The organism is Alitiscatomonas sp. (genome assembly GCF_037242085.1).
In the GTDB taxonomy this organism is placed as follows: Bacteria; Bacillota; Clostridia; order Lachnospirales; family Lachnospiraceae; genus Alitiscatomonas; species Alitiscatomonas aceti.
Genome location: NZ_JAXXBR010000032.1, coordinates 35,293 through 59,244, shown reverse-complemented (window position 1 = coordinate 59,244; position 23,952 = coordinate 35,293). Strand labels below are relative to the sequence as shown.

The 23,952-nt window shown below is 54.6% G+C and carries 20 protein-coding genes, 2 tRNA genes and 1 pseudogene; 4 read left to right on the top strand and 19 right to left on the bottom strand.

Annotated features, from left to right (window positions below):
* Positions 1-85 precede the first annotated feature (85 nt).
* From WIH05_RS01410 to udp, 6 genes are all read right to left on the bottom strand, one after another.
* Positions 86-158 (bottom strand) — tRNA-Val (locus tag WIH05_RS01410).
* 236 nt (positions 159-394) lie between these two features.
* Positions 395-1,723 carry an MATE family efflux transporter gene (locus WIH05_RS01405; RefSeq protein WP_337424873.1) on the bottom strand — a complete coding sequence of 443 codons (1,329 nt, stop codon included), beginning with the start codon at positions 1,721-1,723 and terminating at the stop codon, positions 395-397.
* A gap of 75 nt (positions 1,724-1,798) precedes the next feature.
* Positions 1,799-2,989: a phosphopentomutase gene (locus tag WIH05_RS01400; RefSeq protein ID WP_022272720.1), complete on the bottom strand. Its 1,191-nt coding sequence runs from the start codon at positions 2,987-2,989 to the stop codon at positions 1,799-1,801.
* On the bottom strand, positions 2,976-3,650 hold the full coding sequence (deoC, locus tag WIH05_RS01395) for a deoxyribose-phosphate aldolase (protein ID WP_022272721.1): 675 nt from the start codon (positions 3,648-3,650) through the stop codon (positions 2,976-2,978). Before deoC ends, WIH05_RS01400 begins: the two co-directional genes overlap by 14 nt.
* Positions 3,651-3,656: 6 nt before the next feature.
* A complete protein-coding gene (gene cdd, locus WIH05_RS01390; protein ID WP_022272722.1) occupies positions 3,657-4,079 on the bottom strand; it encodes a cytidine deaminase in 423 nt (140 codons plus the stop codon).
* Positions 4,080-4,112: 33 nt separating this feature from the next.
* On the bottom strand, positions 4,113-4,901 hold the full coding sequence (gene udp, locus WIH05_RS01385; protein WP_022272723.1) for a uridine phosphorylase: 789 nt from the start codon (positions 4,899-4,901) through the stop codon (positions 4,113-4,115).
* A 211-nt stretch (positions 4,902-5,112) separates the two neighbouring features.
* On the opposite strand from udp, the gene WIH05_RS01380 reads away from it, so the two are divergent.
* Positions 5,113-5,775, top strand: coding sequence for a phosphatase PAP2 family protein (locus WIH05_RS01380; RefSeq protein ID WP_337424874.1), 663 nt, complete (start codon positions 5,113-5,115; stop codon positions 5,773-5,775).
* 64 nt (positions 5,776-5,839) lie between these two features.
* Here the strand turns inward: WIH05_RS01380 and WIH05_RS01375 are convergent, their stop codons facing one another.
* The 3 genes from WIH05_RS01375 to asnA are packed head-to-tail and all read right to left on the bottom strand — an operon-like array spanning position 5,840 to position 9,661.
* On the bottom strand, positions 5,840-6,820 hold the full coding sequence (locus WIH05_RS01375; RefSeq protein WP_337424872.1) for a D-2-hydroxyacid dehydrogenase: 981 nt from the start codon (positions 6,818-6,820) through the stop codon (positions 5,840-5,842).
* Positions 6,808-8,622, bottom strand: coding sequence for an aminopeptidase P family protein (locus tag WIH05_RS01370; RefSeq protein WP_022272726.1), 1,815 nt, complete (start codon positions 8,620-8,622; stop codon positions 6,808-6,810). The genes WIH05_RS01375 and WIH05_RS01370 overlap by 13 nt, the downstream gene beginning before the upstream one ends.
* A 34-nt stretch (positions 8,623-8,656) precedes the next feature.
* Positions 8,657-9,661, bottom strand: coding sequence for an aspartate--ammonia ligase (gene asnA / locus WIH05_RS01365; protein ID WP_022272727.1), 1,005 nt, complete (start codon positions 9,659-9,661; stop codon positions 8,657-8,659).
* Positions 9,662-10,025: 364 nt separating this feature from the next.
* Between asnA and WIH05_RS01360 the strand changes: the two genes are divergently transcribed.
* Positions 10,026-10,523, top strand: a complete 498-nt coding sequence (locus WIH05_RS01360) for a hypothetical protein (RefSeq protein WP_337424871.1) — start codon at positions 10,026-10,028, stop codon at positions 10,521-10,523.
* A 24-nt stretch (positions 10,524-10,547) separates the two neighbouring features.
* Here WIH05_RS01360 and WIH05_RS01355 read toward each other — a convergent pair whose 3' ends face one another.
* From WIH05_RS01355 to WIH05_RS01330, 6 genes are all read right to left on the bottom strand, one after another.
* A complete protein-coding gene (locus WIH05_RS01355) occupies positions 10,548-11,438 on the bottom strand; it encodes a radical SAM protein (protein ID WP_337424870.1) in 891 nt (296 codons plus the stop codon).
* 57 nt (positions 11,439-11,495) lie between these two features.
* Complete coding sequence (locus tag WIH05_RS01350; RefSeq protein ID WP_337424869.1) at positions 11,496-12,032, bottom strand: DNA topology modulation protein; 537 nt, start codon at positions 12,030-12,032, stop codon at positions 11,496-11,498.
* A gap of 12 nt (positions 12,033-12,044) precedes the next feature.
* Positions 12,045-12,575 carry an isochorismatase family cysteine hydrolase gene (locus WIH05_RS01345; protein WP_022274109.1) on the bottom strand — a complete coding sequence of 177 codons (531 nt, stop codon included), beginning with the start codon at positions 12,573-12,575 and terminating at the stop codon, positions 12,045-12,047.
* A 98-nt stretch (positions 12,576-12,673) separates the two neighbouring features.
* Complete coding sequence (locus WIH05_RS01340; RefSeq protein ID WP_337424868.1) at positions 12,674-13,120, bottom strand: GNAT family N-acetyltransferase; 447 nt, start codon at positions 13,118-13,120, stop codon at positions 12,674-12,676.
* A 119-nt stretch (positions 13,121-13,239) separates the two neighbouring features.
* Positions 13,240-17,004 carry a phosphoribosylformylglycinamidine synthase gene (locus WIH05_RS01335; RefSeq protein WP_022274111.1) on the bottom strand — a complete coding sequence of 1,255 codons (3,765 nt, stop codon included), beginning with the start codon at positions 17,002-17,004 and terminating at the stop codon, positions 13,240-13,242.
* Positions 17,005-17,135: 131 nt separating this feature from the next.
* Positions 17,136-17,711 carry a sigma-70 domain-containing protein gene (locus tag WIH05_RS01330; RefSeq protein ID WP_022274112.1) on the bottom strand — a complete coding sequence of 192 codons (576 nt, stop codon included), beginning with the start codon at positions 17,709-17,711 and terminating at the stop codon, positions 17,136-17,138.
* A gap of 71 nt (positions 17,712-17,782) precedes the next feature.
* Between WIH05_RS01330 and WIH05_RS01325 the strand changes: the two genes are divergently transcribed.
* Positions 17,783-18,658, top strand: a complete 876-nt coding sequence (locus tag WIH05_RS01325) for a LysR family transcriptional regulator (RefSeq protein WP_022274113.1) — start codon at positions 17,783-17,785, stop codon at positions 18,656-18,658.
* 7 nt (positions 18,659-18,665) lie between these two features.
* Here WIH05_RS01325 and WIH05_RS01320 read toward each other — a convergent pair whose 3' ends face one another.
* Both WIH05_RS01320 and WIH05_RS01315 read right to left on the bottom strand, forming a co-directional pair.
* Positions 18,666-21,026 (bottom strand): ATP-dependent DNA helicase, encoded by a 2,361-nt coding sequence (locus WIH05_RS01320; protein ID WP_215652921.1) that lies wholly within the window; start codon positions 21,024-21,026, stop codon positions 18,666-18,668.
* Positions 21,027-21,135: 109 nt separating this feature from the next.
* Positions 21,136-21,206, bottom strand: a tRNA-Trp gene (locus tag WIH05_RS01315).
* Positions 21,207-21,487: 281 nt separating this feature from the next.
* On the opposite strand from WIH05_RS01315, the gene WIH05_RS01310 reads away from it, so the two are divergent.
* Complete coding sequence (locus WIH05_RS01310; RefSeq protein WP_262427661.1) at positions 21,488-21,733, top strand: HPr family phosphocarrier protein; 246 nt, start codon at positions 21,488-21,490, stop codon at positions 21,731-21,733.
* A gap of 74 nt (positions 21,734-21,807) precedes the next feature.
* On the opposite strand, the gene WIH05_RS01305 is transcribed toward WIH05_RS01310, so the two are convergent.
* Together WIH05_RS01305 and radA are read right to left on the bottom strand one after the other, a co-directional pair.
* Complete coding sequence (locus WIH05_RS01305; RefSeq protein WP_022274116.1) at positions 21,808-22,452, bottom strand: cyclase family protein; 645 nt, start codon at positions 22,450-22,452, stop codon at positions 21,808-21,810.
* Positions 22,453-22,589: 137 nt separating this feature from the next.
* Positions 22,590-23,951 (bottom strand): annotated as a pseudogene (gene radA, locus WIH05_RS01300) (DNA repair protein RadA); the annotation flags it as partial.
* Between the last annotated feature and the right edge of the window lies 1 nt (position 23,952).

Genomic DNA, 23,952 nt, shown 5'->3' with positions numbered 1-23,952 from the left:
TCGACACTACGGGTATGAACCGTATGCTCTAGCCAACTGAGCTATTCCGCCATATGAAATTGTTCATAAGATTTCTCTTATGGAATGGGGCCTATAGGGCTCGAACCTATGACCCTCTGCTTGTAAGGCAGATGCTCTCCCAGCTGAGCTAAGACCCCATTTCGTCCTGTGAGCTGTTACTCACTTGCGACTTTGACAGTATAACTGATAAAAGGAAAAATGTCAACACTTTTTTTAATTTTTTTCTTCATTTTTATTTTTCTGCTTTTCAGCTGCCCGCAGGCCGGTTTCCCAGGCCCGCTTACTCCCTCTCCCGCAGGAGGCGGAAGCCCCCGTGTACAGAAGTCATGCTCCCCCGTACACGGATGGTATGGTTTTTTCTTCCGCTCTTCCATCACAGCTTTTTCCAGTCCATGCGCACCAGGGACACGAAAAAGGCTACGGAGCTTAAGAACCAGGTCAGCGGATACGCCCAGGAAATGGTCTGGAACACAGGAACGATCTGGATGGCGATGGAAACGTAAAGGATCCGGACACCGCACCAGAAGGCCAGCATGGCCGCCATGGGCATAAAGGATTTCCCACAGCCCCTCATAACTCCCGCCGCACAGTGGGAAAAGGCCAGGAGGAAGAAAAACAGCGCCGTAGTACGGCAGTGGATGACGCCGAATTCAATGGCCTCCGGAGCGTTTACAAAGATCCTCATCGCATAGGGAGCCCACATAAAATAGAGGATCCCCACCAGCTCGGCCAGGATCATGCTGGAAATGGTACCCACGGCAGCGCCCTTTTTCGCCCGCTCATACTCCCCTGCGCCTATGTTCTGGCTCACGAAGGTGGGCAGGGCCATGGACATACTCATAATAGGAAGGAACACGATCCCCTCGATCTTGGAATGGGCTCCCACCCCCGACATGGCAAAGGCTCCGAAGGCGTTGATGTTGGTCTGGATCACCAGATTTCCCACGCTGACCACCGAGTTCTGGATGCCCGTGGGAAGTCCCTGGCGGATCACCTGAGCCATCATTTCTTTATTGAGCTTCAGCTTTTTCATATCCAGCCGCAGGGATTCGTCCTTTTCCCGGCTCATGCGGATCAGGCACAGGACCACGCTTAAGCCCTGGGCAATGACCGTGGCAAAGGCCGCGCCGCCCACGCCCCACTGGAAGCCGGCCACAAAAAGCAGGTCCAGGGCCACGTTCACCAGGGAGGACACGATCAGATAATAAAGGGGATGGAGGCTGTCTCCCAGGGCCCGCATCACCGACATACAGACATTATACAGGATCACCGTGAACACGCCGGCAAAATAGATCCTGAAATATACCAGGGAATGGGGCATCACGCTGTCCGGCGTATTCATCATCCGCAGGACAGAGGGAATAAAAATAAGTCCTGCCGCCGTGGCGATGACCGAGGACCAGATCCCGAACAGAAAGTTGGCATGGATAGCCTTCTGGACTCCCTCTCTGTTTTTCGCGCCAAAATACCGGGAGATCACTACGCCGCCTCCCACAGCGATGCCATTAAAGAGACCGATGATCAGAAACGTCAGATGGCCTCCGGAGCTGACGGCCGCAAAGGCGTCGTTGCTGGCAATATTTCCAACGACCCAGGCATCCGCCATATTATAAAACTGCTGGAGCAGCTGCCCAAGAAACAGGGGGATCGCAAACCGGATCAGTCCCCCTGTGATCGAGCCTTTCGTCAGGTCATTATTCATGCTTTTGTACCCTCTCCCCATCATTTTTTCATTTCTGCCCGGGCCGCCCCCGCCGGAAGCAGCCCGGAAAAAATCCTAGACCAGTTTTTCCAGAACGGAAGCCCCGATCATATTTTCTTCCTTTTTCAGTCCGAAATTATCCAGAATGGTTCCTCCGATGACTGCAAAGGTCTCCGCCTCCGGCAGCTCCCCCTGGCCCTTCATGGACGGCGAATAGGCAAGGAACGGCACCTTTTCCCTGGTGTGGTCGGTCCCTGTATAGGTGGGATCATTTCCATGGTCGGCGGTGATCATAAGAAGGTCGTCCTCCCCAAGGAGAGGCAGAAGCTCTCCCAGCTTCTCGTCGAACCGCTCCAGCTCCTTTCCATAGCCAATCGGATCTCTCCGATGGCCCCAGAGGGCGTCAAAATCTACCAGATTCACAAAGCACAGGCCGGAAAAATCTTTTTTACAGAGCTCAATGGTCTGCTCCATGCCGTGGACCGAGGACTTGGATTTATGGCTTTCTGTGATCCCCTCTCCGTCAAAGATATCCCGGATCTTTCCTACGGAGATCACATCATAGCCGTGATCCTTCAGGATATTTAAGGCAGTGGTCCCTGTGGGCTTTAAAGCATAATCGTGGCGGTTGCTGGTCCGCACGAACTCTCCCTTTTTCCTTCCCACATAGGGCCGCGCAATGACCCGGCCCACGCGCCATTCTTCCTTCATGGTGATCTCCCTGGCGATCTCGCAGCACCGGTAAAGCTCCTCCAGGCCGAAGGTCTCCTCGTTGCCGCAGATCTGCAGCACAGAGTCCGCCGATGTATATACGATCATGTGGCCGGTGGCGATCTCCTCCTCAGCCAGCTCATCCAGGATCTCCGTACCGCTGGCGCTCTTATTTCCAATGACCGTCCTGCCGGTCCGTTCCTCCAGCTCTTTTATGAGCTCCGGCGGGAATCCCGTATCCGTAAAGGTCTGAAAGGGCTTGGTGGTATGGATGCCCATCATTTCCCAGTGGCCGGTCATGGTGTCCTTTCCGTTGCTCATCTCCCGCATGACCATACGGTAGCCCAGGGGTTTTTCCTCCGGGGCCAGCCCGGAAAGGCTGCAAAGGTTTGCGATCCCCAGCCTCCTTAAATTGGGGATCTGAAAATCCTCCATCCGCTCTGCAATATGGCCCAGGGTATTGACCCCTTTATCTCCAAATTGTTCGGAGTCCTCCATGGCACCGATCCCCAGGGAATCGATGACAATGGTAAATATTCTTTTATACTTCTTCATCCAGTTCTACCTCTTTCTTTTTTGCCTGCTCTGCCAGTCTGCTGGTCCCCAGGCGGTCCGCTCCCAGACGGATAAATGTTTCAGCGTCATGGAAGCCGCTGATGCCTCCTGCGGCCTTGATCTGCTTTCCCTCCCCCATCTGTGCCTTCATCAGCTCCACATCCGCAAAGGTGGCACCGCCGGCGGAAAAGCCCGTGGAGGTCTTTATAAATTCTGCATCGGACCTGGTGACAGTCCTGCAAAGCTCCGTCTTTTCTTCTTCTGTTAAAAGACACGTCTCAATGATCACCTTTAAAAGGCGGCCGGCACAGGCTTTTTTGACCGCGTTGATCTCCTCCAGGACCCGGTCATACCGGCCCTCCTTCACCCAGCCCAGGTTCACCACCATGTCGATCTCATCCGCTCCGTTTTCCACAGCCTCTGCGGTCTCATATACCTTGACTGCTGTGGTGTTATAGCCGTTGGGGAAGCCGATGACCGTACATACGGGAAGCCGTCCCTTTAAATACTCTGCGGCCTGCTTCACAAAGGACGGAGGGATACACACCGACGCAGTCCCAAACCGGAGGCCGTCATCGCAGACAGCCTTTATCTGCTCCCAGGTGGCCCCCTGCTTTAAAAGCGTATGATCCACTCTGGATAAGATTTCCCTGTACGTCATATTTTTCTATTCCTTTCTTTCTACGCCGTCTCCAGCAAAGCCCAGGGGCAGAAGCTCCTTCAGGGTATACTCCCGGAAGGAAAGATCCCCCTTCCCCAGAACGATCCGGAAGCGCTCCGGATCACAGAATTCCATCATCACCTGGCGGCAGACGCCGCAGGGCGGGCAGAAATCCTCCGGCTCCTTCCCGGCCGGTCCTCCCACGATGGCAATGGCAGAAAATCCCCGTTTTCCTTCACTGACGGCTTTAAAAAACGCGGTCCGCTCCGCGCAGCAGCTGGGGCCAAAGGCCGCGTTTTCAATGTTGCAGCCCCCATAGACTGTCCCATCCGCACATAAAAGGGCGGCTCCCACCCGGAATCCCGAATAGGGGGTATAAGCCGCGCTCCTGGCCTCCAAAGCCTTCGCCACCAGTTCCTTATTTTCCATAAACCGCACCGCCTTTCCCGGAATCCTTTCCCGTTATACGGTCTGATTCTTTTCCCGTTCCTCTTTTATAAGGACGCGGATGGCCTCCACGCCCACCTTAATGGCCGCCTCCGTATCGTGGACCACGGGATTGGGAAGTCCCGCCTTTTCCCGTTCCTGGTTGGCGACTGCCAGAAAGCAGGCGCCGCAGCGGACTCTCAGATAACTGGCCACGATAAAAAGGGCCGCCGACTCCATCTCTGACGCCTTGCACCCCAGCTTCAGCCAGGCATCCCACTTGCTTAAAAGCTCTCCCGCCACAGGCATCAGCTCCGGATTGTGCTGGCCATAAAAGGAATCCTTGCTCTGGACCACTCCGGCATGGCAGGCATAGCCCAGGTTCTCTCCCGCCTTCATCAGGGCGTTGACCACCCTGAGATCCGCCACTGCCGGAAACTCAATGGGCGCATACTCTCTGCTGGTCCCCTCTGCCCGGATGGACCCGGTGGCAACCACCACGTCGCCGCCTTTTACGTCCAGGTCCATGCCGCCGCAGGTTCCCACCCGGATAAAGGTATCGGCTCCGCATTTCACCAGTTCCTCCAGGGCAATGGCCGCCGAGGGACCGCCGATGCCGGTGGAGGTGACGCTGACCTTTTCACCATCCAGGTATCCCGTATACGTCACGTATTCCCGGCTGTCGGCCACCAGCTTTGCACGCTCAAAATGTTCCGCGATCTTTTTACAGCGCTTGGGGTCTCCCGGAAGGATCACATAGCGTCCCACATCGCCGGGTCTTATATTTAAATGATATTGTAATCCAGCTTCTTCCACATAAGGCATAATCCATTTCTCCTTTCTGACTGGTTTCTTATAACATACCACAAATCCATCATTCTGTCAAAATACTGGCGAAATTTTTTCGTTTTTGTACCAACATATTACCAAAATGTTACTCTTTCTTAAATTTTTGTGAACTGCCTTGAAACCCGTTTTTCCCTGTGATATACTTTGCTAAAGTTATAACAGGAAATGACCAGAACGAAAGGAGGTCATTGAAAATATGAAAAAACTCATGAAAAAATACGGCCATGTCTGGATCCTGTCCTACGGCCTGATCTATCTGCCATGGTTTGCAGCGCTCCAGCAGAATGTGGGAAAACCTTACCACGTGATGCATACAGCCCTGGACGATCTGATCCCGTTCAACGAGTATTTTATCGTCCCCTATCTGCTGTGGTTTTTGTATGTGGCTGCTGCCATTGCCTATTTTTTCTTTACCAGCAAGGACGATTATTACCGGCTGTGTACCTTTTTATTTACAGGCATGACCATCAGCCTTCTGGTGTGTACCCTGTACCCCAATGGAACGGATTTCCGCCCTGCCATCGACCCGGATAAAAATATCTTCTGCTTCCTGGTGGCGAAGCTGTGGAGCATCGATCCATGTATCAATGTGTTCCCCAGCATCCATGCATACAACTCCATCGGGGTCCATATTTCCATCTGCCGCAGCCAGACTCTTTCAAAGAACAAGCCTCTGGTATGGGCCTCCGGGATCCTGATGGTGTCCATCTGTATTGCCACCGTATGCTTAAAGCAGCACTCTATCCTGGATGTGTTCGGTTCCATGCTGATGGCCATGGTGATCTATCCCATCGCCTATGCGCCGGAAACCGCCAGCCGGAAAAAGTATACCGGGACCTTTGATTTCTAAATTCCCACCAACGACAAAACGCCGCCGGAAACTGGCAGATCCATCCGTTTCCGGCAGCGTTTTCTTATTTTCTGTATCCGGTGGAAAAGTCCACCACGTTCTTTAACTCTTCTCCCGACGCCCATGCCTTTAAGTTCTCTCCGGCGATCCTAACGATCCGTTCAAAGGTCTCCGCCAGGAAGAAATTTCCCGCCACATGGGGCGTGATCACCACATTGTCCATAGCCCAAAGCTCGTCCTCCGGCGGCAGGGGCTCCGGCTCGGTCACATCCAGTCCGCAGCCGCCCAGATGGCCGTCCTTTAAAACTACCTTTAATGCTGCGGGATCGATGGCATTTCCCCGTCCCACATTGATGAGATACGCGCCCTTTTTCATCAGGCGGAGCCGTCTCTCATCCATCAGATGGCAGGTGGCAGGACCTCCAGGCACCACCATGGCCACCACGTCGGCCCTGGGAAGAAGGCGGTCCAGGTCGTCCATGGTATACTGTTCATCCAGGTATTCCGGCTTCTCCCTGCAGGTCCGTCTGACGCCGATGGTGTACGCGCCCAGAGCCTTCACCTTCCGGGCATAGTCTCCTCCGATATCTCCCAGTCCCAGGATCAGGATCGTGGAGCCCTCCACCGAAATGATGCTCCCCATGGATCTCCACTGACGGTCCGCCTGGTTTTTATGATACTGCCCCAGGCGGCGGATCAGATCAAAGGTCAGGGCCAGCATATGCTCGGATACCGCCAGGCCATAGGCTCCGGTGGCGTTCGTAAGGACTGCTCCGGCAGGAAGCACTCCCTCCGGCGTATAGGGATCGGCTCCAGCGCTGTTTAACTGGAGCCATTCCAGGCGCTTCGCCTCCCGCACCAGGGCGGGAGGCAGGTTGCCGATGAGAACCTGGGTATCCTCCAGATCCTCCTTCGTCACATGTTCTTTCGGAATATACCGGAACTGACAATTATACTTCCCTGAGGACGCCCGCTTTTCCAGATACGTTTTGTGGGCCTCCGTCACCGGGATCGTTACCAGGATCTTTTTTTCTAAATATGCCACTGGGCATCTCCTCCTATGGGTTTTGTGACGTCCTTTAACCATTCTGCTTCTTCCTTTGTCAGATAGGGGGACAGCTTTTCATAAACATCCTTATGGTACTGGTTTAAAAGGCGCACATCCGAAGGCTCCATGACAGAAATATCAATGGCCTCCGTGTCAATGGGAGCATAGGTCATGGTCTCGAACCGCATGAACTGGCCGTAGCCGTTCTTTTCTGCCTTCCGGCATAACAGCAGGTTCTCTGTACGGATGCCGTGGCTCCCCTCGATATAAATTCCAGGCTCATTGGAGGTCAGCATGCCCTCCTCCAGGATACAGCTGTCCTGGCGTTCCGGAACGATCTTCCAGCGGATGCCATTGGGCCGCTCATGGACATTGGAAAGGTAACCGACGCCATGACCGGTTCCGTGGTTGAAGTCCAGGCCCAGCTTCCATAAGGGACCTCTCGCCAGATAATCCACATTGATCCCGCGACAGCCATGGAGGAACTTGGCGTCTGTAAGACGGAGCATTCCCATGAGCACCAGGGTAAAGTGGAGCTTTTCCTCATGGGTCAGTTCTCCCATGACGATGGTCCTGGTCACGTCTGTGGTACCCTCATAATATTGTCCGCCGGAATCCACCAGGTAGAAGCCGTCCTTTCCGATGACAGATTCCTCCTCCTTGGTGGCGTGGTAGTGGCACATGGCCGCGTTGGCTCCGTAAGCGGAGATGGTGTCAAAGCTGGGGCAGATATATCCCTCCTGCTCCTTTCTTAAGCTCTCCAGATGCTCCGCAGCCTCCGTTTCCATAAGGCTTCCCTTGGGAGCCTTTGTCTTCATCCAGTAAATAAATTTCGTGAGAGCCACACCGTCCTTGATATGAGCCTTTCTCAGATTCTCCATCTCCACCGGATTCTTCATGGCCTTCATCCAGGAAGCCGGGTTCATGGCCTCCTCCAGGAGACAGCTCTCATGGATGCTCTTATACATGGCGTAGTTCACCTTGTCCGGCTCCAGTAAGATCGTCTCGTTCCGCAGCTCCTTCACTGCCCCGTAAATGTCTCCATAGGGAGCCAGGGTCACGCCGTTTTCCTTCAGATATGCGTTTACACAGTCGTCAAAGCGGCTGCTGTCAATGAACAGAGTCAGGGTATCCATGGTCATGAGCACATGGGCCAGAGGCAGAAGGTTGATGGATGCTCCGGTATTTTTCCGGATGTTCAGAAGCCATGCGATATCGTCCAGACCGGAAAGGATATGGACGGTGGCGTGGTGCTCCTTCATGACCTGGCGGATCCGCGCGATCTTGGAGGCAGCGGATTCTCCGGCGTATTTCTCCTCCAGCACCCAAACCTGGGGAGCCGGAAGCTCCGGTCTTTCGGTCCAGAGTTCTCCTGCCAGATCATGCTCAATGGAGGCTGTACCCTTTTTAACCTTTAAGAGCTTTTCAAAGCTGCGGCCGATGCCGGTATTTACCACCCGGCCGTCCATACCCAGGACACCGCCCTCAGGCAGATGCTCCATTAAAAATTCATCGATGGTGGGAACGTTCTCCTCCCCCATCTTCATCAGCTCTGTGTCCTGTCCCTCCAGCTGCTTTTTCGCCTGGACAAAGTAGCGGCCGTCGGTCCAGAGACCGGAAAAGTCCTTCGTCACCACCATGGTCCCGGCGGAACCGGTGAAGCCGGAGATAAACTCTCTGCATTTAAAATATGGATCCACGTATTCTGAGTCGTGGAAATCCGATGACGGGATATAGTATGCATCCATCCCGTGCTGCGCCATAAGGGCGCGAAGCTGTTTCAGACGTTCATTTGCCATTTTTTCTGCTTCCCCTCCATATTGATTTCTTTCTTTATAAAAGCGGGATCCCGGCTTTCTGGGCCGCTTCCATTACATCCGCAGGCCAGATGGATGCCTGGATCTCACCGATGTGGGCCTTTCTTAAGAAGAACATACAGATCCTGGACTGACCGATGCCGCCGCCGATGGTGTACGGCAGTTCTCCGTTTAACAGAGCCTTCTGAAATGCCAGCTCTGCCCTCTCCTCACAGCCAGCCTCTGCCAGCTGACGCCTGAGGGAGTCCTCATCCACGCGGATCCCCATGGAGCTCAGCTCCAGAGCAATATCGAGGACCGGATAATATACGATGATATCGCCGTTGAGCTCCCAGTCATCATAGTCCGGGGCCCGGCCGTCATGGGGTTTTCCGGACGCCAGCTTTTTCCCGATCTGCTCGATGAATATGGCTCCATATTCTCTGGCAGCTTTATATTCCCGTTCCCTGGGCGTCAGGGCCGGATAACGGTCCTCCAGCTCCTGGGCTGTGACAAACACGATCTGGTCCGGCAGAACATGGCCAATGTATTCATACTCATAGGCCATGTAATCTTCGGTGATCTTTAAGGTCTTATAAACAGCCCTCACCGCATCCTCCAGGGTCTTCCGGGTCCGTTCCTCCTTCCGGATCACCTTCTCCCAATCCCACTGGTCCACATAAATGGAATGGATGTTGTCCGTATCCTCGTCCCGGCGGATGGCGTTCATGTCGGTATACAGGCCTTCTCCTGGAAGAAAGCCGTACTGCTTTAAGGCGTACCGCTTCCATTTGGCCAGGGAATGGACGATCTCCGCAGAGCGGTTTCCTTCTTTCAAGTCAAAAGCCACTGGGCGCTCTACGCCGTTCAGATTGTCATTGAGTCCTGATTCCGGCGTCACAAACAAGGGCGCCGATACGCGGGTGAGATGGAGCTGTCTGGTCAGTTCTCTCTGGAAGAAATCCTTGATGATCTTAATGGCGATCTGGGTCTCCCTGAGGTCGATCTTTGGAACATAGCCTTCCGGCACATAGAAATTCATGGTATCATCCTCTCTCCGTTCTTCCTGTACCCCAGAGGATTATAACATTATTTTCTGGAAATTGAAATACCCAAGTCCCCCATCCCACATCCAGGTGAGTCCCCCATCCCGCAGCCAGACCCGCTCCCGCTCCGGTCTGCGCACAGCGGTACGTAAGGCCGCAAAAGCCGCGGCCTAAGTACCGGTGGGCAGAACGGGTCTGGATGCGGGATGGGGGACGGAACAGGAGACGCGGAGGGGCGGGAAAAATGTGGGGGGAAATGTGCGGGAGGGGGAAGTATTAAGTGGGATGTGATTAAAAAAAGGAACGGATCGCAGGCGATGGGGATATGATATGGTAATGGGTTATCTGGAGGTTTTTTGTATGTCGTATACGCCGACGGCCGGGATCATTACGGCCATTGAATATCAGGGGGACGGGGCCTTTGGAGGGTCTGACTGCACGCTGCTTCTGACGGTGCAGAGTGAGGATCAGGGACTGGTCCATATTCTGCTGCCGCCGGGAGCTTATGTGCTGAATCTGCATCCGTTCCAGGTGGGGGACCGGACCACGTTCTTTTATTCCCTGGGAGCCCCCATGCCGCTTGTGTTTCCGCCCAGATACAGGGCGGTGGCAGCTGCCTATACTCCCCAGGGAGTGACGGCGGTCCTGGACGTTTTTGATGGGAGGCTGCTGAATTCTGAGGGGACGCTTTTGCTGAAGCCGTCCTGGGCCACTCCGGTGACGCTTCCCAACGGGCAGATCTTTATGGGGAATCCCGGGAACCGGCTGATCCTGGCCACCTATTCGGCCACCACCAGGAGCTTTCCGGCCCAGACTGTGCCGGAGCAGATGGTGGTGTTCTGCAGCTCCTCTGTGTAAAAGAGGGAGCCGCCCTGTCCCTCTTTAAACCTGGAACTCCAGCTGGGTGCAGGCGTATTTCTTTTTGTAGTCGTGGATGATATCCTTCATGTCCCAGAGGAGTCCCTCTCTCCGGCATTCCTCTGTGAACGTCTCCCAGAGTTTCCGGGCCCGGGGGCTGGCGCAAAAATAGCGGTTCCCATAGGCGGCTGCATACCGTTCTGCCAGCCGTTCCCCCGGGAACCGCTTTGTGAGAGCGTCATAAAAATATTCTCTCTGGCCGTCCCGGATGGTAACGCCCATGATCCCATAGAGGAATCTGGCCCCGGTGTCTGCGGTGCGCTTTGCCATTTCCCGGATATTCTGTTCTGTGTCTTCCAGAAAAGGGAGGAGCGGCGTCATGACAACGCCTGTGTACAGTCCCTGGTCTGCCATGGCGCGGACCGCCGCAAACCGTTCCGACGAAGCCGGGACGCCCGGCTCGATCTTTTTGCTGAGTCCGTCATCGGCCGTAGTAATGGTCATCATGCATAGGACCGGGGAATGGGTGCTGATCTCCTGGTAAAGGTCTGTGTCCCGGAGGATCAGGGGGCTTTTGGTCAGCATGGAGGCCCCGAAGCCGAAGGCGTCCATCAGTTCCAGGGCATGGCGGGTCACCAGCTCTGTCCTCTCGAAGGGATTGTAGGAATCGCACATGGCTCCGCTGCCGATCACTCCGGTCCGCACCTTTCTCCTCAGCTCATCCCGGAGGAGCACCAGGGCATTTTCCTTTACGCGCACCCGGTCAAAGTCCTCCACATGGTAGCATGTGCTCCTGCTGTCGCAGTAAATGCACCCATGGGAGCAGCCCCGGTACAGGTTCATGTTGTAATCGCTGCCAAACCAAGAGGTATCCTTGTTCCTGGTAAGGATGGTCTTTGCAGGGACTGTGTCCATATCAATCCTCCTTGTCTGTCAAAGAGGGCCGGAGCACATCGCTCCGGCCCATGGCCGTTATGGGAACTCTGTGGGATCCTTCTGTCCGCTTAGGAATTCCAGGAACCCGTCCAGCTGCCGTTGGTTTTTCAGGACCACGGTTTTTTCCCCGCAGGTCTCCTTCATGGCCTGCCAGAGCTTTTTCTGCTTTCTGGTGCGGCTGTCCCAGAGGATCCAGCGGATGAATTCCAGATCGAGCTTTTCCTCGCAGCCCTCCGTCATGGAGTTTCTGGCCCTTCCCTTATGGACCAGATATCTCCGGTATGCCCTAAAAAGGCAGGAAAACCGGTTGAAATCCATAAAAATGATCCGGTCGGCTTCCTGTAATCTCCGTTCATACTCCAGCTTCCTGTAATTTCCGTCAATGACCCAGGAGGCATTCCTGTCCATGAAGGCCCGGACCTCAGACCTCTCCTGTTCCTCTGCCTTCTCCTCCCAGCCAGGCAGCCAGTGGACCGTGTCCAGGTGGAGGACCGGGATCTGATAGAGTTCCCCCAGCCTTCCGGCCAGAGTGGATTTTCCGCTGCCGGAATAGCCGTTTACTACGATCTTCATGAGGGCCGTTTCCTATAAGATCTGGATCTGGCAGCTTCTCATGGTCTCCAGGGCCGCCGCGTGCTTCTCCGGCGTTACTCCCGCGCAGCAGGAGGCGTCCACGGATACCGGAAGCTCCGGCATGAACGCCTTTATGAGAAGGGCGTTGGATACCACGCAGATATCGGTACAGAGTCCCACAAGCTCCACCGCCTCCAGCTCTCCCGCTTCATACATGGCTTTTAAAGCCTCTGCCAGGGCCACAGAGCCAAAGGCCGGCTTGTCAAAGCACTGGGCTTTGCGGCTGTCCTTCATCTCCTCCAGCTCCGGGATCAGCTCCCAGCCTTCCGTTCCCCTGATACAGTGGGCCACCGGAAGGTATTTCCCCTCCTGGGTCTCCATATAATCCTCTCCATGGGTATCTCTGGTAAAGAGCACGGTCCCGTCAAAGTCCCTGGCCTTTTTTACCACTGCCGGGACAATGGAAACGGCTTCCTTACTCCCCAGGCTTCCGTCCACAAAATCCTTCTGCATATCGACCACCACCAGCACACGTTTTCCCATATCCTTTTCCTCCGCATTTCTTTATTTTTAAGTCTGCCGATCCCCAGAGGGATCCAGGCCTCCTCTTTCCTCCATAGTACCATCCCCTGGAGCAGATGTCAAAACGAACTGTGTTTTCCGATCCCCTTTGCCAGGAACAGCTCCATGGGCTGCTCATACCCGGGGATATCTACCACAAGGCCGCCGCAGTCCTTATATCCCAGCTTCCTGTAAAAATGCTGTGCCTCCTCGTCCACCTGTGTGGAAGTCAGGAGCATGCCGAAGCCCCGCGCCCGCATGTCATTTTCCCAGTGTTCCATCAGCCTCCGTCCAAAGCCCTTTCTCTGGAACCTGGGATCGATGTACAGCAGGGTGCAGAACGGCGTATTGTCCCAGAAAAGATTATATCTGAGGATCCCGGCCCGCTGTCCTTCAGCCAGTAAGACATAGCCTCTCTGACCGGCAGTTTTTTTATCAAATTCCTCCTCCGGAAGATGCCTGTCCAGGCTGTACCAGAACGCCTTGTCCTCTGGCCGGACATACCGGATCTCCAGGGTCTCTTCCATCCCGCATACCTCCAGTTCTATGGGTACGGCCGCCCGGAAAAGCCCCGGCGGGGGAAGCCTTCGTCCTTTGTCCGCCTGCTTCTCCCACCGGGGCCTGCCGTATGTTTTCTGCGTCTTATTTATTTAAAATACTTCACGCCGCTTTCAAAGATCTTCATATCCTGCTCACCGTAGATGTTCTTAGCCACAGCGTCGCCGCGTCTCTCCGAATGGGCCATCTTTCCGTATACCCGTCCGTCGGGGCTTGTGATACCCTCGATGGCCATGTAGGAGCCGTTGGGGTTCCAGTACTCGTCCATGGTGGGGTTGCCGTCTGCATCCACATACTGGGTCGCCACCTGGCCGTTGGCAAAGAGCTTCTTAAGCCACTCGTCGCTGGCCACGAACCGGCCCTCGCCGTGGGATACCGGGTTCACATAAACGCCGCCCAGCTCTGCTTCTGCCAGCCACGGGGACTTATTGGAGACCACCTTAAGGTTCACCATCTTGGAGATATGGCGTCCGATGGTGTTGTAGGTCAGTGTCGGCGCGCCGGCATTCTGCTCCGTAATGGTGCCGCCCGGTACAAGCCCCAGCTTGATGAGGGCCTGGAAGCCGTTGCAGACGCCTAAAATCAGGCCGTCCCTCTCGTTTAACAGCTTCATGAGCGCTTCCTTCACCACCTCGTTGCGGAAGGCAGTGGCGAAGAACTTGGCAGAACCCTCCGGCTCGTCGCCTGCGGAGAAGCCGCCCGGGAACATGACGATCTGGGCCTTTTCGATCTCTTTTCTGTAAAGCTCAACGGAATCTCTGATATCCTCAGCGCTTAAGTTGCGGAATACCTTTGCGCTCACATTGGCTCCGGCGCGCTCGAATACCTTTGTACTGTCGTACTCGCAGTTGGTTCCGGGGAATACCGGGATAAACACATTGGGAGTACCGATCTTATGGTTACAGATCACGATCTGATCTGCCTTAAATACTTCCTGCTTCACTTCCTCCTGCTTTACGCCGGACTCTGTGGGGAATACGTTCTCCAGCGGAGCGTTCCATGTATCCAGTGCCTCTGTAAGGGGAATAGATACGCTGCCGTATTCAAAGGCCGCCCGGTCGGTGACCTCACCGATCAGCGTATAGCTGATGGAAAGCTCGCCCACCTTTCCGTCCGGAACCTCGCAGACGATGTCGCCCCAGCCCGGTGCGAAGAAGTCTCTGGGATCCACATTGTGCTCGATCTTTACGCCCATATGGTTTCCGAAGGCCATCTTGCTGACAGCCTCTGCCATGCCATGGCGCTCCACCGCATATGCGGAAACGATCCTTCCAGCCTTGATATCCTCAAAGAGCTTTCCATATCCCTCGGTGATCTGGCTGTATACAGGAAGATCATAAGCGTCTTTTTCGATCTTAAATACAACGATCTTATTTCCGGCCTTCTTAAATTCCGGAGAAATGGCTGTCTTTTCGCTGGCCACATCCACAGCAAAGGAAACCAGTGTGGGCGGAACGTTGACTTCCTTTCCGTCCTCCTCATTGAAGGTACCGGACATGCTGTCCTTGCCGCCGATGGACGGAAGGCCAAATCCCATCTGGGCGTTATACGCGCCAAGTAAGGCTGCAAAGGGCTGTCCCCAGCGGGTGGGATCCTCTGTCATCCTCTGGAAATATTCCTGGAAGGTGAAACGGATCTTCCGGTAGTCGCCGCCGGCTGCTGCGATCTTGGCAACGGAAGAAAGCACGGCATAAACGGCTCCATGGTACGGGCTCCAGCTGGACAGATACGGATCAAAGCCGTAGCTCATCATGGTCACAGCATCACATTTTCCCTTTAATACCGGAAGCTTTGCCACCATGGTCTGGATCTCGGACTGCTGGAATTTTCCGCCATAGGGCATCATCACAGTGCCGGCTCCGATGGAAGCGTCAAACCGCTCCACCAGTCCCTTCTGGGAGCAGACATTTAAGGAGCCCAACATCTTCATCCAGCTTTCCTTAACGTTGCCCACTTCCTTTCTCTCAAAGGGCGTTCCTTCCCGGTTGGGAACTGTCAGGGTCACGTCGGCCTCCTGGTGCGCTCCGTTGGTATCTAAGAACGCGCGGCTCAGGTCCACGATGGTCTTTCCTCTCCAGGTCATGGTCAGACGCGGGCTTTCTGTCACCTCTGCCACTGTAACGGCCTCCAGGTTCTCCTCTGCCGCATAAGCCAGGAATGCATCCACATCCTTGGGATCCACCACCACAGCCATTCTCTCCTGGGACTCGGAAATGGCGATCTCCGTGCCGTCCAGGCCTGCGTATTTTTTCGGAACCTTGTCCAGGTCGATATAAAGACCGGCTGCCAGCTCACCGATGGCAACGGATACGCCGCCTGCCCCGAAGTCATTGCATTTTTTGATCAGTCTGGAAACCTCCGGACGGCGGAACATCCTCTGGATCTTACGCTCTGTGGGCGGATTTCCCTTCTGGACCTCTGCGCCGCAGACCTCAATGGAAGCCTCTGTGTGGACCTTGGAGGAGCCGGTGGCTCCGCCGATGCCGTCGCGGCCGGTGCGTCCGCCCAGGAGGATGATGATATCGCCGGGATCAGAAGTCTCACGGATCACATTTTTTCTGGGAGCTGCGCCCATGACCGCTCCGATCTCCATTCTCTTTGCCACATAGCCCGGATGGTATAATTCCTTTACGAATCCGGTGGCCAGGCCGATCTGGTTTCCGTAGGAGCTGTAACCATGGGCAGCCTCGGTCACGATCTTCCTCTGGGGGAGCTTGCCCTTTAAGGTCTCGTTTAACGGTCTTGTGGGATCGGCTGCACCAGTGATGCGCATGGCCTGGTAAACATAGGTACGGCCGGATAAGGGATCACGGATGGCTCCGCCAAGACAGGTGGCAGCGCCGCCGAAGGGTTCGATCTCTGTGGGATGGTTATGGGTCTCGTTCTTGAAGTTCACAAGCCATTCCTCAGTTTCTCCGTCGATCTCCACGGGAACCACGATGGAGCAGGCGTTGATCTCCTCGGAGACCTCCAGATCCTCTAATTTTCCTTCTGCCCTTAATTTCTTCATTCCCATAATGGCAAGATCCATCAGGCATACGAACTTGTCGTCTCTTCCCTTATAGATCTCCTTATGGTCGGCCAGATACTGGTTATAGGTGTCCTCGATGGGCTTCTTATAATCGCCCTCGGTGAAGGTCACATTTTTAAGCTCTGTGGAGAAGGTGGTGTGGCGGCAGTGGTCGGACCAGTATGTATCCAGCACACGGATCTCCGTCACAGACGGATCCCTCTTCTCTTCGTTTTTATAATAAGCCTGGATATGAAGGAAGTCCTTGAAGGTCATAGCCAGATTTAAGGAACCGTACAGCTCCTTTAAGGCTGCCTCGTCCATGGAAGCAAAGCCTTCAAACACAGCCACATCCTCCGGCTTTTCAAATACGGATACCAGAGTTTCCGGGATCGTTTCAGAGGCCTCCCTGGAGTCCACCGGGTTGATGCAGAAGGCCTTAACGGCGTCCAGCTCTTCCTTTGTAAGACTTCCGGAGATCACATAAGTGGTGGCAGTCTTAATGACCGGCTCCTCTGTCTCTTTTAACAGCTTCACGCACTGCTCGGCAGAGTCTGCTCTCTGGTCAAACTGACCGGGCAGGTATTCCACAGAAAAAACGGCGTCGTCTGCGCCATGGACAAAGTCTCCTTCAAACACCTCGTCCACCGGCGGCTCGGAAAAGATCGTACCCAGAGCCTCCCGGTACACATCCTCCGACAGATTTTCGATGTCGTAGCGGACCAGGACACGGACCCCTGTCACACCGGCGATCCCCAGATAGCTTTCGATCTCATCGCAAAGCTCTCTGGCCTGGACAGCAAATTCCGGCTTCTTCTCAACAAATACGCGCTTTACGCTCATGTTTCTTCCTCCTTGTGAAAGTCTTTATATAAACAGGTTGCATTCTTGTTCTTCTATCATCTTACCACAAACGAAATAAATAAGTAAAATTAATATATCTAATTTTATTTATATTTTAAACTAATAAATCATCAATCCTGGAGACTGCGGTTCAGCTCACTGAGCTTCAGTGCGTCCATGGTCATCTTCATGATCTCACGGACGTCCTCCTCTGTCATCTTCATGCGCTCCGCCAGTTCCTTTAAGCTGGCCTCTCTTCCCAGCTCCTCGGCCATGCGCTTTGACACCTCCTGGAGTACGTTGACCCGCGCGAGCATCTCCTCCTCCAGATCCATTTCTGCCTTCTGCTCCCGGATCACCTCCTCCATCCGCACATGGATCCGGCTTTCCAGCAGTTTTTCAAAGCCCTCCTGGAAGCCATCGTCCGCCAGCTCCATCAGCTCCATGCTGGCCTCCTGGATCAGATCCGCCATGGGCACTCCCCGGTTCAGATAATCCTGGATAAAAAACAGGGCCTTTTTCAAGTTTCCTTCCACCAGACGTTTTTTTGCCTCCCGGTCTCCGGCCTTCACCCTCTTAAGGAGCTCCCGGTTCTCTTCCTCGGTACAGGGCGGGATCACCGCCAGCTCCTCCATATAGACCTGGTAGATATCCTCTGTGCCGATTTCCGTGTTCTGTTCCATCTCTTCTCTCATCTCTTCTGACATGCTGTTTCCCTCTTTTCAAAACTCTTAAGTTGTGCTACAATAGTGTCGTTTACCTATAAGGAGGACTAATAATGGATATCAATTACGAATTATATAAAGTGTTTTACTATGTGGCCCGGACCTTAAGCTTCTCCGAGGCCTCCAAATGCCTGTTCATCTCCCAGTCGGCTGTGAGCCAGTCTGTGAAGGTCCTGGAAAAGAAGCTGGGCCAGACGCTTTTCATCCGCAGTACGAAAAAGGTCCAGCTGACTCCCGAGGGGGAGATCCTGTTCAAGCACATTGAACCGGCCATGAACCTGATCCAGAAGGGGGAAAACCAGCTTTTGGAGGCCAACTCCTTAAACGGCGGCCAGCTGCGGATCGCCGCCAGCGACACCATCTGCCGTTACTACCTGGTCCCCTATTTAAACCGGTTCCACAAGGCCTACCCCAATGTCCACATCAAGGTGTTCAACTTTACTTCCATCGAGTGCGCCCACGTTCTGGAAAACGGACAGGTGGACTTTATCCTGAGCAACTACCCCAACTCCGGGCTTTTAGCCAGCCACAGCGTCCGGAGCATCCATGAATTCCACGATGTGTTCGTGGCCAATGCCGAGGCCTTTCCCCTGACGGATCAGGTTTTGACCCTGGAGGAGCTAAAGGAGTACCCCATCATGATGCTGGATCGGAAAAGCACCACCAGCGAGTTCCTCCACTCCATGTTCCAGCGCTCCCACCTGGATCTGGTGCCGGAGATCGAACTGAGCAGCAACGACCTGCTCATCGATCTGGCCCGCATCGGCCTGGGGATCGCCTTTGTGCCGGATTTCTGCATTCCCGCCGACGAATCCCAGCTTTATATCCTTAAGCTGGCCCAGAGCCTTCCTGCCAGAAAGCTGGTGGTGGCCTCCAATGATTCGGTCCCCTTATCCCAGGCGGCAAAACAGTTCATGGACATGCTGTAAGGCGGCCCTAAGGCTCCCTTCCATTCCAGAAATCCTCCAGGCACCGGGCCGCATTTCCCCGGTTCACCACCTGGAAATGCTCCCATTCCCTGGGAAACAGCTCCAGATGATCCCTTCTTAAAAACCGGTCGTCCAGTAAAAGGATCACCCCCCGGTCTTCAGGCGTCCGTATCACCCGTCCGGCCGCCTGGAGGACCTTATTCATTCCGGGATACTGGTAAGAAAAATCAAAGCCCTTCTCCTCTGTCTCATCAAAATACCCCTTCAGCACCTCCTGCTCTACGCAGACCATGGGGAGTCCCGTGCCCACCACGATGACCCCGATGAGCCGCTCCTCCTTCAGATCGATGCCCTCCGAAAAGACGCCGCCCATGACACAGAAGGCGGCCAGGGAATGGCTCCTCTCCTTTTCAAACTCCTCCAGGAATTCTGCCTTTTCTGCTTCTCCCATCCCCTGGCCCTGGACCAGCAGATCCGCCTTCAAAGGCTCCTCCTCCAGGATCTCCTCGATCTCGCCCATATACTGATAGGAAGGAAAAAACACCATATAATTTCCCGGCCGGCTTTGGGTGACGATCCGGATATAATCCGCCACCTTCCGGTATTCCGACGGGCTGCGTCTCGTGTAGCGGCTGCTCACATCCTCCGCCACCATAAGGAGACGGTTTTCCTCTGGAAACGGCGAATTCACATACACCGCGTAATCCTCCTGGTTCCCGGACAGCAGGGTCTTATAATACCGGACAGGAAGGAGCGTGGCCGAAAACAGGATGGTGCTGGCTCCCTGGTCCATGCATCTGGAAAGGAGCCGGGAAGGATCCACGCAGAAGAGGCGCACCAGGAAGGAGCCGTCCTCCCGGTTTTCCTCATAGATCCGGTAATGGCCGTCCAGCTCTTCATAGACGTTTAAAAAATCCCGGAGGCAGAAATAAAAGTCCAGCACTGTCTCCCGTTCCGGGAACTCCGGGAATTCCTCCATAAACGTTTCCATATAAGAAAAGGCGGTCATGATCCCGGCGGCCAGCCCCGTCACGTCCTCCAGGAGCTGCCAGTCCCCGCCCTCCCGCTTCATGGAAAGCAGCAGCTTATTGCACCGGTCCAGCTGCCGCTCCAGCCTGGGCGACTTTCCCTTTATGATCCGCTTCACCTCCAGGAAATCTTCCTTATAAACAGAGGCGCTGTACATCTCCCTGGCCCTGGACACCAGGTTGTGGGCCTCATCCACCAGGAAAAGATAATCTCCCGAGGCCCCGTCGGCAAAGTAGCGTTTCAGCCGCACGTTTGGATCGAACACATAATTGTAGTCGCAGATGATCCCATCGGTCCAGCTGGAAATATCCAGGCAGAACTCAAAGGGACAGACCCGGTATTTTTCCGCGTATCTCAACACGGTCTCCCGGTCCATCTCCTGCTCCAGATGCAGGATGTCGAACACCGCCTCGTTGACCCGGTCAAAATGACCTTTGGCATAGGGGCATGCCTCCGGATTGCACTCGGCCTTTTCCATGGGGCACAGCTTTTCTTTGGCCGTGATGGTCACGGCCGTGAACACCAGCCCCCGGCTCCTTAAGATCCTGAACGCCTCCTCCGCCACCGTCCTGGTGATGGTCTTGGCCGTCAGATAAAAAACCTTAGAGGCCTTCCCCGCTCCCATGGCCTGGACAGCGGGAAAAATGGTGGAGAGAGTCTTTCCAATGCCTGTGGGAGCCTGGATGAACAGCCGCTTTTTCCTGGAAATGGTCTTATACACGGCCACCGCCAGATCCCGCTGGCCCTCCCGGTATGGAAAGGGAAACTCCAGGCCGTTTATGGACTGATTCCTCTGGAGCTCATGGTGGCACAGATATCTGGCCCACTTAAAATATTCGTGGATCACCGAGCAAAACCACACCTCCAGCTCCTTCTTCGACCTGTCCTCATGGAACCGGCGGATCTCCTCGGTCTCCAGATTACAGTAGGTAAGCTGGATCCGCACACCGTCCAGATCCCGGTCGCAGCAGTAAAAATATCCGTAGCACATGGCCTGGGCCATATGCACCGCCACCGGCTCTGTAAGCCGCTCCAGATCCATATACACGCCCTTGATCTCATCAATGGTCACGATGCCGTCTTCCTCAAAGATCCCGTCGGCCCGGCCCTCCACCAGAAGTTCGATGTCCTCCTCTTCGTCCAGGGCCGTATATTTTAACGGCACCTCAGCTCTGTAATTTCCGCCCATCCGCTTCTGGATCTTTTTATGGATCCTGGTCCCCGCCGCCATGGCATCCTTCTGGGCCGCTCCGGAACGGCGGTTATCGATGTCTCCGGAGCGGAGCACGAACTCCACCAGCGCCCGCACCGAGATCCTGACCTGTTTTTTCTGTTCCATGCTTCCTTCCTCCGTTCCTTGCTCCATTATACAATACCGGCCCGGAAAAGTCTAATTTCCTGTAAAGAAAAAGCTGGGATCCGAATCGGATTCCAGCTTTTCTAATCAGCAGGGGATGAGGGGCTCGAACCCCCATCTACGGTTTTGGAGACCGCTGCTCTACCATTGAACTAATCCCCTATAAATTTTCATGAGATTTTTTACTGCCTCTCACGTTTAAAAATGATACCACAGCAGCACCCAAATGTCAATTACTATTTTCCGAAAAATTTAAAAAACTGATGTAATTATCCCTTCCGCTGTCATCAAAATCCTCTCTTTTGGAGAAAAGCCACAGAAAAACCCGGAAAAAGCAAAAAAACTAGTAGATTTTGTCGGTTGACTATTGAAATAACAAATGATATAAAGGAAATGAACACGGAAAATCAATAGCATTTATTTTTAAAGGAGTGATACCCATGATGACGCAGAGAAAGATCCGGATCTCTACCATCGCTGAAGCAAAGGACTTTGTAGCCAGAGCCAGTGAGTGTGATTTCGATATTAATATTTTCTACAACCGTGTGATCATCGATGCAAAATCCATCCTTGGAGTCCTCAGCCTGGACTTTACAAAGGTCCTCACTGTGGAATTTAGCGGAGAAAATCCTGGCTTTGAGGAATTTCTGGACGACCACGACGCGGCAAAGGTCCACGCTGTGGCATAAAGATCCCGCAGGCCGGAAACACACCGGGGCTGCTGCCAAAGGACATTTTCGTCCCCTGGCGGCAGCCCCATTTTTTATTCGATCCAGGCCACGGCCCTGGCCGGAGCGCCGTCGCTGTTCTCGATCTTCACCGGAAAACAGCCAAACCAGAAAAGCCCTTCCCCGCAAAGCTCCAGGTCCTTAAGGTTCTCAATGTTCACGATCTCACAGTCCTTAAACAGCTTTTTATGGCGGGGAAGGTCTGCATCGTCCATGGGATCCAGTCCGATCACATCAAATCCGATCCCCTTATAATTCCCCTTTATGATATGATCCAGGACCTCATCATCCACACAGGGATAATTTCCAAAATACGCCTCTGTCCCCCAGCGCTTATCCCATCCCAGGTTAAAAAGCAGAAAATCTGCCTCCTCTGCCAGGGCCCCGTATCTCCAGATGCGGTCCATGGTAATGGCTTCTCCCTCCGCAAGGTCCCGGCAGTCGATCACCAGCGCCTGTCCCACAAACTGGTCCGCAGGGAACTGATCCAGGGTCGTCCGTCCCTCATATAGATGGGCCGGCGGATCCATATGGGTTCCCGTGTGGGAATACATATGGAGAAGCGTTTCCTTAAATCCATCCTTTTCATAGCTGCTGGCCGGTGAAAGCTCCGGCGTTTCCGTCCCCGGATAGACTGGCATATCCTCCCGGATCGTATGGGTCAGATCGATCACTTTCATTTCATATTCCTCCTCTTTTCCTCCTGGCGATCCGCCGGTCCTGAAGCCGTGTTCCAGCTGCCTTATGTGCGGCTGGCCACCGTCTGGAATGGGAGCTCATCCGTATGGGAAGCCGGAGAAGCAGAAAATACCCCCTCGATGGCCTCCCTTACATTTTCCACTCCAATGAGCCGGATCCGCCTTTCACTCCGGAGCTTCTCCAGGTTGGCCTTTGGAAGCACACAGGCCGTAAAGCCCATTTTCACAGCCTCCGCCACCCGCTGCCCGGCCTGGGAAACGGCCCGGACCTCACCGGAAAGGCCCACCTCTCCAAAGATCAGCATGCCCGGATCCACCTCCCGGTTCTTGAAGCTGGACACCAGGGCCATGACCACAGCCAGATCCAGGGCCGGCTCATTCATCTTCATGCCGCCGGCGATGTTTACATAAGCGTCGTACCGGCTCATAGCGTAGCCGCACCGTTTTTCCAGGATCGCCAGTAAAATATTGATCCGGTTATAATCCACGCCGTTGGCCGTTCTCCTGGCCATTCCGAAACTGCTGGCCGTCACCAGCGCCTGAACCTCCAGGAGAATGGGCCTGGTCCCCTCCAGAGAGCAGGCCACCACAGCCCCGGAGGCCTCCCTGGGACGGCCGGAGATCAGCATCTCCGACGGATTTTTCACTTCCTCCAGTCCCTTTTCCTGCATCTCAAACACACCGATCTCGTTGGTGGAGCCGAACCGGTTCTTCACGGCCCTTAAGATCCGGTAGGAATCGTTCCTGTCTCCCTCAAAATACAGCACCGTATCCACCATATGCTCCAGGACCCTGGGACCGGCTACCACGCCCTCCTTGGTCACATGACCCACGATGAAAATGGTGATCCCCAGCCCTTTGGCAGTCTGCATCAGCAGATTGGTGGATTCCCGTACCTGGCTGACGCTTCCGGGGGCGGAGGAAATATCCTCCCGGTACATGGTCTGGATGGAATCAATGATCACCACGTCCGGCTTTTCGTTTTCAATGGCCCCCCGGACCATATCCAGGTTGGTCTCACAGAGGAACAGAAGCTCCCCGGTGATCGTACCGATCCGGTTGGCCCGCATCTTGATCTGCTTTAAGGACTCCTCCCCGGAAATATAGAGGACCTTTTTTCCGGCCATGGACAGATTCCGGCAAACCTGGAGTAAAAGGGTGGATTTTCCGATCCCGGGATCTCCGCCCACTAACACCAGGCTTCCCCGGACGATCCCGCTCCCTAAGACCCGGTCCAGCTCCCCAAAGCCGGTGGCCGTCCGGTCCTGCTCCTCCAGGGAAATATCCGAGATATGGACAGGGGCAGTGCCCCGGCCTGGGACGCGGACCCTTTCGGCTCCCTGGGATCTCCGTTCCGAGACCACAGGCTCCTCCACAAAGGTATTCCACTCCTTACACGCCGGGCACTGCCCCATCCACTTACCGGATTCATAGCCGCATTCCTTACAGAAAAATACTGTTCCTGTCTTTGCTTTTGCCACT

What these genes read in the sequence shown, in the direction of transcription:
- deoC (WP_022272721.1), bottom strand. Translation starts at nt 3,650, where the DNA reads ATGACGTACAGGGAAATCTTATCCAGAGTGGATCATACGCTTTTAAAG.
- cdd (WP_022272722.1), bottom strand. Translation starts at nt 4,079, where the DNA reads ATGGAAAATAAGGAACTGGTGGCGAAGGCTTTGGAGGCCAGGAGCGCG.
- WIH05_RS01345 (WP_022274109.1), bottom strand. Translation starts at nt 12,575, where the DNA reads ATGGGAAAACGTGTGCTGGTGGTGGTCGATATGCAGAAGGATTTTGTG.
- WIH05_RS01355 (WP_337424870.1), bottom strand. Translation starts at nt 11,438, where the DNA reads ATGGACACAGTCCCTGCAAAGACCATCCTTACCAGGAACAAGGATACC.
- WIH05_RS01325 (WP_022274113.1), top strand. Translation starts at nt 17,783, where the DNA reads ATGGATATCAATTACGAATTATATAAAGTGTTTTACTATGTGGCCCGG.
- WIH05_RS01360 (WP_337424871.1), top strand. Translation starts at nt 10,026, where the DNA reads ATGTCGTATACGCCGACGGCCGGGATCATTACGGCCATTGAATATCAG.
- WIH05_RS01400 (WP_022272720.1), bottom strand. Translation starts at nt 2,989, where the DNA reads ATGAAGAAGTATAAAAGAATATTTACCATTGTCATCGATTCCCTGGGG.
- WIH05_RS01335 (WP_022274111.1), bottom strand. Translation starts at nt 17,004, where the DNA reads ATGAGCGTAAAGCGCGTATTTGTTGAGAAGAAGCCGGAATTTGCTGTC.
- WIH05_RS01370 (WP_022272726.1), bottom strand. Translation starts at nt 8,622, where the DNA reads ATGGCAAATGAACGTCTGAAACAGCTTCGCGCCCTTATGGCGCAGCAC.
- WIH05_RS01320 (WP_215652921.1), bottom strand. Translation starts at nt 21,026, where the DNA reads ATGGAACAGAAAAAACAGGTCAGGATCTCGGTGCGGGCGCTGGTGGAG.
- WIH05_RS01330 (WP_022274112.1), bottom strand. Translation starts at nt 17,711, where the DNA reads ATGTCAGAAGAGATGAGAGAAGAGATGGAACAGAACACGGAAATCGGC.
- WIH05_RS01310 (WP_262427661.1), top strand. Translation starts at nt 21,488, where the DNA reads ATGACGCAGAGAAAGATCCGGATCTCTACCATCGCTGAAGCAAAGGAC.
- WIH05_RS01340 (WP_337424868.1), bottom strand. Translation starts at nt 13,120, where the DNA reads ATGGAAGAGACCCTGGAGATCCGGTATGTCCGGCCAGAGGACAAGGCG.
- asnA (WP_022272727.1), bottom strand. Translation starts at nt 9,661, where the DNA reads ATGAATTTCTATGTGCCGGAAGGCTATGTTCCAAAGATCGACCTCAGG.
- WIH05_RS01405 (WP_337424873.1), bottom strand. Translation starts at nt 1,723, where the DNA reads ATGAATAATGACCTGACGAAAGGCTCGATCACAGGGGGACTGATCCGG.
- udp (WP_022272723.1), bottom strand. Translation starts at nt 4,901, where the DNA reads ATGCCTTATGTGGAAGAAGCTGGATTACAATATCATTTAAATATAAGA.
- WIH05_RS01305 (WP_022274116.1), bottom strand. Translation starts at nt 22,452, where the DNA reads ATGAAAGTGATCGATCTGACCCATACGATCCGGGAGGATATGCCAGTC.
- WIH05_RS01350 (WP_337424869.1), bottom strand. Translation starts at nt 12,032, where the DNA reads ATGAAGATCGTAGTAAACGGCTATTCCGGCAGCGGAAAATCCACTCTG.